Raw genomic sequence first — 14,031 nt, 5'->3', positions numbered from 1 at the left:
AATAAATTCTGGTAAGGTGAGCATATGTGGCAAGAATCAAGCAACTTAACTAACGCGTTTGGTGACTTATCCATCGGCAGTATTTGGCAAGAAACTCCAGACTGCAGTGAAAGCAGTTTAGTCAGTCAATTACAAACCACCTTAGACTTGCAGCAGCAATTGGATATTTTTTCCATGAGCGCAGGTCGTGTTTTGCCTCTTTGCGGAATGACGTTAAATACCCACTCCAGCAACTTGCAAGCCCGTGGTTCAAAAAAAGGGACTTATCATCACCAATCAAAATTGGTGCTAGAAAACCAAGTATTAGCTGAGATTAGTTATGATTCGGCGCATGCGTTTACGCCTTTAGTGCAACGGCAACTGCTGTTATTAGAATCAGAGTGGCTGTTTGCATTGCGTAATGCACTATTGGTTAGTCGCTTGCAGCAAATGGCTTTGAAAGATCCATTAACCACGTTAGGCAACCGTCGCTTTTTTGACGATAGTTTTGTCAAATCCGTGCAACTGGCTAAGCGCCATCAACTGCCTTTAACGTTATTGTTATTAGATTTAGATAACTTTAAACAAGTTAATGATAACTCTGGCCACTATGTGGGTGATGAGGTGTTGATCGCGGTAGCAGATTGTATGCGGGAATCGCTAAGAGCCACTGACAGCTTGTTCCGCTTTGGTGGGGACGAATTTGCGGTATTGCTCTCTGATAGTGATGCAGAGCATGCGGATGTGGTGGCTGATCGTTTACTGCAAAGCATTTATACAAATGCTTTTTTAGCGAGCCATAACGTCGGTTGCAGTATTGGTATGGCGCGGTTATCGGCTGAACATCAACCGCGCGATTTATTTCATGCCGCCGATGAAGCCTTATACCAGGCTAAATTATCAGGCAAAGGTCGGGTCAGTCAATATAATGGCGGCCGTGTTAAGTTGTTAGAAAAGGCAGCTCATTCTTTGCTGGCTGCCAGCTAAGCCACGCTTTAGCTTGTTCATCGCTGTAGCTACTGGCATAACCGGCGACTAACACTAATTTGCCCTCATGCAGCAGCAACGGTATTTGCCCTCGCTGCCAAGGGGGCAATTGCCATTGCTTAAACCACTGCTTTAACGGCTTAGTCTGCTTTCCTGTCGGTTTAAACGGCAAATTTAACATACCAAATACCACTTGATACTGCTGTGACGCTTCAGCTATTGCTAATGCTCCCGCTACCTTGGTTTTATGCCAGAGTAACTGCCCCCGATCTTCGGGTAACTGACAGGCTTGTTGCCAAGTTAATACGCAACTGGGTAAGGCTTGCCGTTGAGAATCGTTATTCAGTAAATAAAGATGCTGTTGATAACGGCGAACCAACAAGCGCCCGGCCACTAATTGCGGCTGAGCATCGGCTTTCGCCGCGATAACTTGCTGTTTTAACGTTAAAAGCCACTGTGTATCTGGATTAAAACCGGCAGCATATAACCAACGGCGTAACACCAAGTCTTGCTGTAAGGGATGCTGCTGACTCAGTGCAATAAGATCGAGCTTATCTGGCGTAGCACAACGCGCTAACGCTTGTTCGGTATAATATTCCGCTAAACTGGCGGCATCTTGCAGATGTTGCACACTGCGCCCTACCGTACTGAGCCACTGCGGCCAGCGCTGTTTTAATACCGGGCTCACCGCATGTCGCACAAAATTGCGCTCAAACTCGGTGTTCTGATTACTTTCATCTTCTACCCAAGACAGCGCATGGCTAGTGGCATAATCCATTAACTGTTGGCGACTGATGGCCAGTAACGGCCGCCACAACTGGCCTTTGGCAAAATGTCGACAGCTTGGCATGGCGGCTAAACCGTTTAAGCCGGCACCGCGTTTTAACGCCAGCAGTAAGGTCTCGAATTGATCATCTGCATGATGTGCGCACACTAAGCTCGTTTGAGGCTCAGTAATATAGTCAGCTAGTACCTGATACCTTGCGCGGCGTGCTTGTTGCTCAATATTGGTATTAGACGACAGGTGTACATGGCAAAGCTCAAAAGGCAGGTTAAGCTGTTGACACTGTTCCTGGCAGAAACGGGCCCAGGCATCGGCTTGCGGGCTTAGCCCGTGATGTACATGCACCACTTGCAAGGGAATGGCGTGTTGTTGGCATAAAGGCCAAAGTAAATGCAATAAAACTTGTGAGTCTAAGCCACCGCTATAAGCCAACACCAGCCGCGAGGGCTGGTGTTGATGCAGTTGCTTGAGCAAATACTGGCTTAAGTCTGTTCGGTGCAAAGCTGACCTATCCTCAGCTAGCTATGCTTAACAATAACCGTAAGACATTAAACGCTTGTAGCGTTTTTCTAGTAATTCTGCGGTACTGAGTTTTTGTAACTTCTCTAAGTCACGCAGTAAAGCCTGCTTTAAGGTGCTGGCCATTTGCTCTGGCGAGCGATGGGCGCCGCCTAGTGGCTCAGTAATCACTTCGTCAATTAATTTTAGCTCTTTTAACCGACCGGCAGTAATACCCATAGCATCAGCCGCTAATGGCGCTTTTTCAGCGCTTTTCCATAAAATAGAGGCACAGCCTTCTGGCGAGATAACCGAATACGTGCTGTATTGCAACATATTCACTTTGTCGCCCACACCAATAGCTAAAGCACCACCAGAACCACCTTCACCCACAACCGTACAGATCACCGGCACTTTCAAACCGGCCATCACTTTTAAATTACGGGCAATGGCTTCAGATTGGCCGCGCTCTTCAGCGCCGATACCCGGGTAAGCACCTGGCGTATCAATAAACGTAATGATCGGTAATTTAAAACGTTCGGCCATTTCCATTAAGCGTAAGGCTTTACGATAACCTTCTGGCCTTGGCATGCCAAAGTTACGACGGATTTTTTCTTTAGTATCGCGACCTTTTTGATGGCCGATGACCATCACCGATTGCTCACCAAGACGGGCCGTTCCGCCGACAATCGCATTGTCATTAGCAAAAGCCCGATCGCCACACAGTTCATCAAAATCGGTAAACATATGCCGAAGATAATCAAAGGTATATGGCCGACGAGGATGGCGCGCTAATTGTGCAACTTGCCATGCACCTAATTCCGCAAAAATCTTTTTGGTCAGCGTCAGGCTTTTTTCTTTTAATTTGTTAATTTCTTCTTCTAACCCAAGATCATAATCGCCATTGCGACTGACATTGCGTAATTCGTCTATTTTTGCTTCCAGTTCAGCAATAGGTTGCTCAAACTCTAAATAATTCAGCATCATCGACTATCACTACCTAATTAATTAAATTCCAATTCTATTGTTGCCATTTGTCGTAACTGATGCAACAAAGCGTCTGTGGGCGTGACCCACCATGCTGTCCCTAACTGCAGTCTAACCTGCCCTTCCTCGCGTTGATACCAAAGATGTACTGGCACGGTGCCAGCTTGATACTCGGCTAACGCCCGTTTTAACTTTTCCAGATAATTCTGATCAATCTGCGTCGATTGTACAGTGATATTCAGAGATTTCAGCGATTTTTCTCGCATCGCGGTAATTTCGCTGACATCGCGGCCGGACATTGTAAGGCCACCGTTAAAATCATCAAAGCTGACCTGTCCATTAACCAGTAAAATTCGGTCTTTTTGTAGCAATTGCTCGAAAGTTTCCAGCTGTTCTGGGAAAAATCGTACATCTAAACGAGCAGATTTATCATCTAAGGTCACAATAGCCCAGCGCCGACCTTTTTTGTTAATCATAACTCGCACAGAAACAACTAAACCTGCGACTTGCACGCTTTGATCTTTTTTCGTTGGTTGTAAATCGACTAAGCGACAACTGGTGTAATGCTTAATTTCATCAAGGTAGCGATTTATAGGATGACCGGTTAAATATAACCCCAGCGTTTCCCGCTCGCCTTCTAACCAAACTTCATCGGACCACAGCGGCACCATTCTTAAGCTTTGTGTACCGGGTTCATCTTCGGCACCACCGAGTAAACCAAATAAATCGTCTTGGCCAACCGCTTGTGCTTTGGCATGTTGCTCGGCGGCTTTCATGGCTTCTTCCAAATTAGCCATTAAAATAGCGCGTTGCGGCCCAGGATGTTGTTTAGCTCGCGTCGGCCCTAATTGATCCATAGCACCGGCTAAAATTAATTTTTCCATCACGCGTCGATTTAAACGCTTCAGATCAACCTTAGCACAGAAGTCAAACAAATCACTAAATTCACCGTGTTCACGCCGGGCCTCGATAATGGCTTCAATAGGGGCGGCTCCGACACCTTTGATGGCGCCAATACCGTAAACAATGTGACCTTGTTCGTTCACGGTAAACTTATGTTGGCCCGCATTGACATCAGGTGGGATCAAGGTCAGCTTCATTCGCTCACATTCATCAACCAAGGTCACAATCTTATCGGTGTTATCCATATCGGCTGACATCACCGCCGCCATAAATTCGGCGGGATAATGCGCCTTCATCCATAACGTTTGATAAGAGACTAAGGCATAAGCGGCAGAGTGCGACTTGTTAAAACCGTAGCCGGCGAACTTCTCAACTAAATCGAAGATTTTTATCGCTAATTCTGGATCGATGCCATTTTTGGCGGCACCTTCTTGGAAGGTATCGCGCTGTTTCGCCATTTCTTCCGGTTTTTTCTTACCCATGGCACGGCGAAGTAAGTCGGCACCGCCCAATGAGTAACCCGACAGCACCTGAGCGATCTGCATGACCTGCTCTTGGTAGAGAATGATGCCGTAAGTCGGTTCCAAAATCACTTTTAACGAATCATGCTGCCAAGTGGCATCGGGGTATGAAATTTCTTCACGACCACGTTTACGGTCAATAAAGTTATCAACCATGCCCGATTGCAATGGACCCGGGCGGAATAATGCCACCAAGGCAATCATATCTTCGAAACAGTCAGGTTGCAGACGTCGGATCAGATCTTTCATCCCACGCGATTCTAGCTGGAATACCGCCGTGGTATCAGCTCGCATCAGCAGTTGAAAGCTGTAGCGGTCATCCAGTGGAATACTATTAATATCGACCAGCGCACGTCCTTCTTTTTGCAAACGGGCGTTGGCCATATTGACCGCCCATTGCAAAATAGTCAGGGTACGCAAACCTAAGAAGTCGAACTTCACTAAACCAGCATATTCCACATCGTTTTTATCAAACTGGGTGACCGGGTTTTGACCGTGCTCATCACAGTAAAGCGGTGAAAAATCAGTAATTTTTGTTGGGGCGATAACCACACCACCCGCATGCTTTCCGGCGTTACGGGTTACCCCTTCTAACTGCCTTGCCATGTCAATCAGATCGCGAACTTCTTCATCTGAGTCATATAACTCCGGTAAGCGCGGTTCTTCTTTAAACGCTTGTTCCAAGGTCATGCCGGGCGTGGGCGGGATCAGTTTCGAGATGCGGTCAACAAATCCATAAGGATGGCCTAAGACTCGACCGACATCGCGGATCACCGCTTTCGCCGCCATGGTGCCGAAAGTAATAATTTGTGACACCGCTTCACGGCCGTACATATCGGCAACGTGTTCAATCACCTCATCTCGGCGATCCATACAGAAGTCGACGTCAAAATCAGGCATCGATACCCGCTCGGGATTTAAGAAACGCTCGAACAGCAGGTCAAATTCCAGAGGATCAAGATCGGTGATTTTCAATGCATAGGCAACTAACGACCCCGCCCCCGAGCCCCGGCCAGGGCCCACCGGAATATCGTTATCCTTGCTCCATTGAATAAACTCCATGACCACCAAAAAGTAACCGGGGAAACCCATTTGGTTAATCACGTCTAGTTCAATTTGCAACCGTTCATCATAGCCGACACGCTGCGCGGCTCTGACTTGTTCATCTGGAAACAGTTGCAATAAACGGTGCTCTAAGCCTTCGCGCGATTTCATCACTAAGAAATCGGCGTCTGACATGCCACCGGTGGGAAACGCCGGTAAGAAATATTCGCCTAAACGAATCGTCACATTACAGCGTTTAGCAATTTCTACGCTGTTTTCCAAGGCTTCAGGTATATCAGCAAACAGCTGCTGCATCTCAGCTGCGGTGCGTAAGTATTGCTGCTCTGAGTAGTTTTTCGGACGACGCTTATCATCTAAGGTGAAACCATCATGGATCGCCACCCGAATTTCGTGTGCAGGGAAATCGCTGGCTTTTAAAAATACCACTTCATTAGTGGCGACCACGGGTAAATCTTCTGCTTCGGCTAAGGCAATGGCCTTTTGAATATATCGCTCTTCCTCTGCTCGGCCAGTGCGACATAATTCAATATAGAATCGCTCAGGGAAATACTGCTGATAAAAACTGACCAGCTGTTGCACACTGCCCGGATTCTCTTTTAGCAAGGCTTTGCCGAGTAAGCCATCTTTGGCACCGGATAACACGATCAGGCCCGCGGCATGTTCAATTAACCAATCATGATCTAACTGCGGTTTGCCATCGATGTGGCCGCGTAAATAGGCTTTTGAGATCAGGGTTGTCAGATTTTGATAACCCACGTTATCAGCGCATAACAGTAACAGCCGGTTTAACTCACCAGGAAAGATCGGATGTTGTACCCAGCAATCCACACCAATGATCGGTTTAATACCTGCATCGTGCGCCGTACTGTAAAAACGGACCAAACCACACATATTCATTTGATCGGTTAAGGCTAAGGCTGGCATCTGCAAACCTGCCGCCATTTTAACAATAGGTTTGATCTTCGCGACGCCATCGATCATCGAAAAGTCGCTATGCACCCGTAAATGGATAAAGGCCGGATCGCTCATCGCGCTGTAACCTCGCACTGGCCTGTCTGCTGAGCGTGTTGCTCCACGATTAACCGCACAGGTTTAAAGCTGCGCCGATGCTCAGGTAAAATGCCATATCGTTGAATTGCGGCTAAATGCGCAGCAGTGGGGTAACCTTTGTGATCCGCAAAGCCAAATTGCGGATGAGCCTGATGCAGCAGCTGCATTTCAGCGTCGCGTGCCACTTTGGCTAAAATGGAGGCAGCGCTGATCTCTGGCACCAAACTATCGCCTTTCACTACTGCTGTCGCGGGCATGGCTAACGCAGGGCAACGATTACCATCAATTAAGGCCCACTGTGGTGTAATCGCTAAACCGGCCACTGCGCGCTGCATAGCTAACAGGGTGGCATGCAAAATATTAAGCTGATCAATTTCTGCAGGCTCGGCTCGGCCTAACGCCCAACACAGAGCCTTTTCTTTAATTTCTTCGGCTAATAGCAGGCGTTTTTTCTCTGATAGTTTTTTGGAATCGTTTAACCCCTTAATCGGTTTAGTGGGATCTAAAATCACCGCAGCGGTCACAACCGCACCAATCAAAGGGCCACGGCCCACTTCATCTACGCCGGCAATCCATTCTACCTCTGGCCGAGAATACTCAAACATCTGCCATTACCTCACTGATTGCGGCTGCCGCCACCTGACTCGCCTGCTGCTTTAATTGTTGATGGATCGCTAAATACGCTTGTTGTAGTTCAATAGACGGCTCGGCAAGCAACGGCTGCATAGCACTCACCAGGGCCGTTACGTTAAGATCATCTTGCAGTAACTCGGTGACTAAGCCTTTACCCGCTAATAAATTAGGTAAGCTAACATATTGCAACTTAACCAAACGCTTGGCGATTTGAAAGGTGAGCCAATTAGTCCGATACCCCACCACCATGGCACATTTGGCTAATAAGGCTTCTAAGGTGGCGGTACCCGATGCAATAAAGGTGGCATCAGCAGCGAGTAAGACTTGGCGTGCTTGGCCGATATATTCAGTTACCACTAAATCGGCAGCGTGCTCCGCTTTTAATTGTCGCCATAAAGTGGCTTTGGCGGTCGTCACCATATTAGTAATTAATTGTATTTCTGGGCGTTGCTGCTTTAGCTCAGCCGCCGCTTTGAGAAAATCAGCAGTTAATAAGTTAATTTCGTTGGAGCGACTGCCCGGCATAATCGCCAGTACTGGGCGCGATGGATCTAAACCTAATGCCTGCTTAGCCGCCGCTTTGTCCACTTGCAACGGCATCGAGTCGGCTAAGGTATGCCCGACAAAAGTACAGGGTACTTGATACTTATCATAAAACGCTTTTTCAAACGGCAGTAATGCCAGCACCATGTCGGTTGCTCTGGCAATTTTAAAAATACGTTTATGCCGCCAGGCCCAAACTGACGGGCTAACATAATGCACGGTTTTTACGCCCTGTTGTTTTAATGCCAATTCTACTGGCAAATTAAAATCAGGCGCATCAATACCAATAAACACCGCCGGCTTATCTTGTAAAATGGCGCTGACAATTTGCCGCTTTACTTGTAATAAACGCGGTAAACGGCCTAACACTTCGACCAAGCCCATTACCGCTAACTCTTCCATATCAAATAAAGCTTGAAAGCCCTCAGCTTGCATTCGTGGACCGCCTATTCCGAAAAACTCGGCGTGGGGATAACGCTGTTTTAAAGCAACAATGAGATCCGCGCCAAGGATATCGCCAGAGTGCTCGCCAGCAATGAAGGCAAATTTAATAACGGGGGTAACGGGTAAGTCGTGTTCAGCCATATCCGGGCAAATGCTTCCTGTAAGTGTCTATCTGTCATGCGATGCGCTATAACGGCTATCTTAACCGCTAATCCGCTTCAGTAAAACGCAGTAATAACAAAAACGCTCTGCCCCTTACAAGCAGGCAGAGCGTTTTATTCGCAGCACAGCACGGTTAAATGCTCAGGCTAGCGAGCAATACCACGGCTGGCGTCTGCAATGAAATCCGTAAATAATTTCACTTCAGGCATGCTAGCTGATTTTTCAGCTAAGGCTTCTAAGGCTTGTGGCACGGTTAGGCCTTTGCGGTACACTTCTTTATAAGCGCGGCGAATTTCTAACAACGCTTCGCTGCTAAAGCCACGACGTTTTAAGCCTTCGGTATTGATACCGGCAGGCACACAAGGGGCACCATGCACCATTAAATAAGGAGGGACATCTTTTAATACAATAGAGCCACCACCGCAAAAACTATGTGCACCAATTTTGACAAATTGATGTACGCCTGTCATGCCGCCTAAAATGGCCCAATCACCAACATGCACATGCCCCGCTGCCTGAGCACCACTGGCGAAGATGATATTGTTACCAATAACGCAGTCATGCGCGATATGCGTGGTGTTCATAAATAAATTATGATCGCCGATAATGGTTTTACCTTGATCTTGCACCGTACCACGGTGCACTGAGCAGCCTTCACGGAACACATTGTAATCACCAATAATCAGCTCTGTCGGTTCACCTTTGTACTTTTTATCCTGACAAGCTTCACCAATACTGGCGAATTGGAAAAAATGGTTACCTTTACCGATGTTAGCAGGGCCTTTGATGGCAACGTGCGTTTCTAACACACAGTCGTCGCCTAACACCACATCGTGACCGACGTAGCAAAAGGCCCCTATTTTTACATTTTGTCCCAACTTAGCGCTGGCTTCAATTACTGCGGTAGGATGAATCACGTTACATCTCTCTTCTGGCACACATAAGTTCAGCGCTGCATACGACTTGACCGTCGACTTTTGCTTCGCCATAAAACTTCCAAATGTTGCGACGTTCCTTTAAAAATTTCACTTCTAAAATTAAGGTATCACCGGGCACTACCGGTTTTTTAAAACGGGCTTCGTCAATGGCGGCAAACAAATACAATTCATTTTCTGAACGTTCTGTTGCCGTTTTAAAACCTAAAATCCCGGTAGCTTGTGCCATGGCTTCTAAAATCAGTACACCAGGGAAGATTGGCATGCCGGGGAAATGACCAGTAAAAATAGGCTCATTGATGGTAACATTTTTTAGTGCGGTCAATGACACGCCCGGTGTGTAATCCAACACCTTATCAATTAATAAAAACGGATAGCGATGTGGCAACAAGGCCATGATTTCCTGAACATCCAGGCTATTAAGTGAGTTAGCCAAAATTAATCCTCTGAGGCGCTATCAGCAGAAGCGTCTGCTGCGGCCAATTGTTTTTCCAATAATTTTACGCGCTGATACAGTTGATCAATTTGCCGTAATTTCGCCGTCGTTTTTCGCCACTCGGCATTTGTTGTTGCAGGCAAACCTGAAGTATAGACGCCTTTTTCAGAAATGGATTTCATGACCATGGCCATTCCTGAAATATGTACACCATCACAGATAGAAATATGACCGTTAATGGCAGCTGCGCCACCGATAATACAATAACGACCAATGGTCGTGCTGCCGGCAATTGTCGTTGCACCGGCAATCGCAGTATGATCACCAATTACGACGTTATGGGCAATTTGAGAAAGGTTATCAAGAATAACGTTATTACCAATCACCGTATCGTCGATAGCACCACGATCAATACAGATATTCGCACCGATCTCGCAATCATCACCGATACGCACACTGCCCGTTTGTGGGATCTTCAGCCAACGGCCACGTTCATTGGCAAAGCCAAAGCCATCCGCACCAATAACCGCGCCACTTTGGATAACGCAACGCGCACCAATTTTTACGCCATGATAAACGGTAACATTAGCCCATAGGCGGGTATTTTCGGCAATTTCAGCGCCTTCGCCGATAAAGCAGCCGGCACCAATTTGCACCCCTGCCGCAATTTTTGCGTTAGCCGAAATAACCGCATTGGCACCGATATGGGCATCAGCGGCAATATTGGCACTGGCATCAATTACAGCACTTGGCGCAATACCCGGTTTAGCTGTGTCAGGTGTGGTGTCAAATAATTGTGCGGCTTTGGCAAAAGCAACATAAGGATCGGCCACCACTAAGCTGTTAACTCCGGGGGCAACGAAAGGTAAATCTGTAGCTTTAATCAGCACCGCACTGGCCTGAGTATCGGCTAAATATGAACGGAACTTGCTGTTAGATAAAAAGCTCAATTGGCCTGGGCCAGCTTTTTCTAAAGAGGCAACAGCAGAAACGCCGCAAGCGGCGTCTCCGTTAAGTTCTGCATTAAGCTTTTCAGCTAAAACAGAGAGTAGCATCACAGTATTATTTCGCCTTGCCGACCTGTTGAATCACTTTTTCAGAGATATCAAATTCTGGTTTAGCATAAACTGCTGAAGTTGCATTTAACACTACATCAAAATTTTCACGAGCCGCAACCACATCAATAGCGGCTTTAATCAGACCAAGAATACGGTTACGCTCTTCTGTTTGGCGCTGACGAATTTGCTCATCCAGAGGGCGTGCCAGTGTTTCATACTGTTGGCGCTGATTGTTAACTGTCTCTGTTAAATCTTTTTGTTGTTTTTCGCTCATGGTAGGACCATCACGACGCAATTTCTCAATATTGAAATTGATATCGGTTTCTAACTTGTTCACTTCAGCTATTTTCGCGGCGAACTCGTTTTTGATCGTCTCTTGCACTTGTGCGGCTTGCGGGATACTCGCTGCAACAGCGGCTACATCAACAAAACCAATTTTTACTTCTTTAGCTTGTGCATTACCGGTATAAAGCATCGCCACTACAACAAATACTGCAGATTTAAAAAGATTTGAATTAAACATCTTATTTCCTATCATGTTCTAGAAAGTTGTACCAATATTGAAACTAAAGTTTTCTTGTAAATCACCGTCGTATTTCTTAATGATTTTCGCCAAACTAAAGGTCAAAGGCCCCATAGGTGAAATCCATTGTACCGATATACCTGCTGTTGCTCTTATCAAGCTAGGATCAGAATAATCGATGAGTGCAGGATCACGATCACTCGCGATCAACTGTACCAAATTGGCATAACGATTAATATCAAATTCTGTGTCCCAGACGTTACCTGCATCAACAAATATACTGGTGCGCACTGAATTACGATTTTCTTCTTTTAAAAATGGTGTGGGGGTAATTAATTCCAGCGTCAACATCGCCATTGCATTACCACCAATCGAGCGCTGCGACACCTGATAAGAGTCATTACTGATATCACCAGGGAAGGCAATACTACCGCCTATTGGATCAGGTACGCCCGGTACTGAACTGGTTGAACGGAAGATAGCATGAGGACCGATAATACGGTTTTCAAAACCCCGCAGGTTAGTACCACCACCGTAAAAGTTTTCGGTAAAGGGTAAGGTGTAATCGTAACCATCTTTATCACCGTAACCATTACCATAACCTAATTCGAACTTGGCACGGAATGACCACTGATGATCATTACTCAATGGCACATACTGCTGCGCTTCAAAGTTAGTTTTAAAGTACTGCAAATCAGAATTAGGCGTAGTGACGCGCAAGGATAAGTTCATCATCCTACCTGCGGTAGGGAACAAACCCCGGTTTAACGTACTGTGCATCCACGACGTACTTAATTCAAAGTTAGTGAAATCATAACCACCGTCTGGATTAGACGCATCTAACAATACCGCGCGGAAATGACGTAACTGGTCATATTCGTTAATTTGGTTGATCTTGTTGACTGAGACATTGGCACCGAAGTTTAAGCGGTTACGCTCGTTAATCGGATAACCGACGTTAGCGCCGACGCCATAACTTCTGCGGTTGTAGGCTTCAAGGTTAGATGAGGTACCGCTGTAGTCGAGGTCTGAATAAAATACCTGACCACCTAAGCTGATGCCATCCAAGGTATAGTAAGGATCGGTATAGCTAAGCGTCACGCTCTTTTGGTACTTGTTGGTATTAAGATTAATACCGGCTGAGTTACCCGAGCCTAAAAAGTTGTTTTGTTCCACACCAATCTGGAACGACAGACCTTGGAAGCTACCATAAGACACACCCGCATTAAAACTGCCTGATGGTTGCTCTTTGATAGTAAAACCAATATCCACTAAATCATCAACACCTGGCACCGGTGAGGTAGCAAAGTCGACTTTTTCAATGTACATCAGACGTTGTAAACGCTCTTTTGATAACTCTAACGAGTCGTTAGATAACCAAGCGCCTTCCATCTGCCGTAATTCGCGACGAATAACTTCGTCTTTGGTGCTGGCATTGCCTTTAATATCAATACGACGCACGTAAACGCGTTTACCTGGATCGACACTGATAGTTAACGCCACTTCTTTTTTGTCATCATCAATGGTCGGAATCGTGCGAACTTTCGAGTTAGCATAACCAAAGCGCGCTAAGAAGCGAGCAATGCTTTCTTCGGTGAAGGTGACTAAAGCGCCGTTATACAGCTGGCCTTTTTGCAAAGGTAAAATGGCGTTAATGACCTCGTCTTGCCCAATCAAATCACCAACGAAATTAATTTCGCTAATGTTATATTGCTCGCCTTCTGTCACGTTCATGGTCACATAAACAGCAGTTTTATCTGGGCTAACTGCCACCTGTGAAGAGTCGATATTAAAGCGCAGGTAGCCGCGGTCAAGGTAGTAACTGTTGATCTTTTCAAAGTCACCTTGCAGCGTTTGCTTTTGATAGCGGTCCGAAGTCCAAAAACGCCACCAAGGCATATCTTGTTTTGATTCAACAACGCTAAGCAATTCTTCATTTGGGAAGATTTGGTTACCGACGATGTTGATTTGACGCACAGAAGCGGCATCGCCCTCTTCAAAGGCAAACTCAAGATTGACGCGGTTACGCGGCAGGTAGGTGACTTTGACTTCAACCTTAGCCTGATATTTACCCACACCGTGGTAAAACTCAGTTAAACCGTTTTCAATATTTTTGAGGATCGTTTTATCAAGCGGCTCTCCCACTTGGATCCGATTGCCAGCAAGACTTTCGTTAAGCTGCTCTTCTTTAATATCTTTGTTGCCTTTGAACTCGATATTATTGATGGTTGGACGCTCGCGCAGCCGATAAATAACGGTGTTACCATCACGGTATACCCGAATATCATCGAAGTGACCGGCGCTATATAGCGTGCGAATACTGCGCGACAAAGCAAAGTCTGTCACGGTATCACCAATGTTGAAAGGCAGGTTATTAAGTGCCGCACCCAGTGCAACACGTTGCAGGCCTTCGACCTGGATATCCTGTACGGTAAAAGATTCTTCAGCAAGCACCGAGTTGCTGCCTGTAGCAAGCAAGATCGCAGCTACTAATCGTTTAATTGTCATTATTTGAACTACTTA

11 protein-coding genes are annotated in these 14,031 nt (G+C 46.3%); 1 reads left to right on the top strand and 10 read right to left on the bottom strand.

The genetic code is table 11. From position 1 onward, the window contains the following. Window positions 1-24 precede the first annotated feature (24 nt). On the top strand, window positions 25-966 hold the full coding sequence (locus ACUJFL_RS05620; RefSeq protein WP_445428693.1) for a GGDEF domain-containing protein: 942 nt from the start codon (window positions 25-27) through the stop codon (window positions 964-966). Here ACUJFL_RS05620 and tilS read toward each other — a convergent pair. From tilS to bamA, 10 genes are all read right to left on the bottom strand, one after another. Continuing rightward, a complete protein-coding gene (tilS, locus tag ACUJFL_RS05615) occupies window positions 920-2,251 on the bottom strand; it encodes a tRNA lysidine(34) synthetase TilS (RefSeq protein ID WP_445428692.1) in 1,332 nt (443 codons plus the stop codon). The genes ACUJFL_RS05620 and tilS overlap by 47 nt on opposite strands. Before the next feature lie 27 nt (window positions 2,252-2,278). After that, the gene (accA, locus tag ACUJFL_RS05610; RefSeq protein ID WP_445428691.1) at window positions 2,279-3,235 is read right to left on the bottom strand and encodes an acetyl-CoA carboxylase carboxyl transferase subunit alpha; all 957 of its coding nucleotides are present in this window, start codon (window positions 3,233-3,235) and stop codon (window positions 2,279-2,281) included. A gap of 17 nt (window positions 3,236-3,252) precedes the next feature. Further along, entirely contained in the window at window positions 3,253-6,753 is a 3,501-nt protein-coding gene (gene dnaE, locus ACUJFL_RS05605; RefSeq protein WP_229585548.1) for a DNA polymerase III subunit alpha, read from the bottom strand. Beyond that, entirely contained in the window at window positions 6,750-7,379 is a 630-nt protein-coding gene (gene rnhB, locus ACUJFL_RS05600; RefSeq protein WP_226749742.1) for a ribonuclease HII, read from the bottom strand. The genes dnaE and rnhB overlap by 4 nt, the downstream gene beginning before the upstream one ends. Further along, window positions 7,372-8,535: a lipid-A-disaccharide synthase gene (lpxB, locus tag ACUJFL_RS05595; protein ID WP_445428690.1), complete on the bottom strand. Its 1,164-nt coding sequence runs from the start codon at window positions 8,533-8,535 to the stop codon at window positions 7,372-7,374. Before lpxB ends, rnhB begins: the two co-directional genes overlap by 8 nt. A 167-nt stretch (window positions 8,536-8,702) precedes the next feature. After that, window positions 8,703-9,473 carry an acyl-ACP--UDP-N-acetylglucosamine O-acyltransferase gene (gene lpxA, locus ACUJFL_RS05590; RefSeq protein WP_226749740.1) on the bottom strand — a complete coding sequence of 257 codons (771 nt, stop codon included), beginning with the start codon at window positions 9,471-9,473 and terminating at the stop codon, window positions 8,703-8,705. Between the two features lies 1 nt (window position 9,474). Next, the gene (fabZ, locus tag ACUJFL_RS05585; RefSeq protein WP_226749739.1) at window positions 9,475-9,927 is read right to left on the bottom strand and encodes a 3-hydroxyacyl-ACP dehydratase FabZ; all 453 of its coding nucleotides are present in this window, start codon (window positions 9,925-9,927) and stop codon (window positions 9,475-9,477) included. Between the two features lie 2 nt (window positions 9,928-9,929). Then, entirely contained in the window at window positions 9,930-10,985 is a 1,056-nt protein-coding gene (lpxD, locus tag ACUJFL_RS05580) for a UDP-3-O-(3-hydroxymyristoyl)glucosamine N-acyltransferase (RefSeq protein WP_445428689.1), read from the bottom strand. Between the two features lie 4 nt (window positions 10,986-10,989). After that, complete coding sequence (locus tag ACUJFL_RS05575) at window positions 10,990-11,508, bottom strand: OmpH family outer membrane protein (protein WP_226749737.1); 519 nt, start codon at window positions 11,506-11,508, stop codon at window positions 10,990-10,992. Between the two features lie 18 nt (window positions 11,509-11,526). Beyond that, complete coding sequence (bamA, locus tag ACUJFL_RS05570; RefSeq protein ID WP_226749736.1) at window positions 11,527-14,016, bottom strand: outer membrane protein assembly factor BamA; 2,490 nt, start codon at window positions 14,014-14,016, stop codon at window positions 11,527-11,529. Window positions 14,017-14,031: the final 15 nt, after the last annotated feature.

Source organism: Alishewanella sp. HL-SH05, from assembly GCF_052655985.1.
The sequence above is the reverse complement of the archived record's forward strand: the minus strand, read 5'-3'. Positions and strand labels throughout refer to the sequence as shown.

Coding starts and splice junctions, on each gene's coding strand:
- ACUJFL_RS05620 (WP_445428693.1), top strand. CDS start 25: ATGTGGCAAGAATCAAGCAACTTAACTAACGCGTTTGGTGACTTATCC.
- accA (WP_445428691.1), bottom strand. CDS start 3,235: ATGATGCTGAATTATTTAGAGTTTGAGCAACCTATTGCTGAACTGGAA.
- dnaE (WP_229585548.1), bottom strand. CDS start 6,753: ATGAGCGATCCGGCCTTTATCCATTTACGGGTGCATAGCGACTTTTCG.
- rnhB (WP_226749742.1), bottom strand. CDS start 7,379: ATGTTTGAGTATTCTCGGCCAGAGGTAGAATGGATTGCCGGCGTAGAT.
- lpxB (WP_445428690.1), bottom strand. CDS start 8,535: ATGGCTGAACACGACTTACCCGTTACCCCCGTTATTAAATTTGCCTTC.
- ACUJFL_RS05575 (WP_226749737.1), bottom strand. CDS start 11,508: ATGTTTAATTCAAATCTTTTTAAATCTGCAGTATTTGTTGTAGTGGCG.
- bamA (WP_226749736.1), bottom strand. CDS start 14,016: ATGACAATTAAACGATTAGTAGCTGCGATCTTGCTTGCTACAGGCAGC.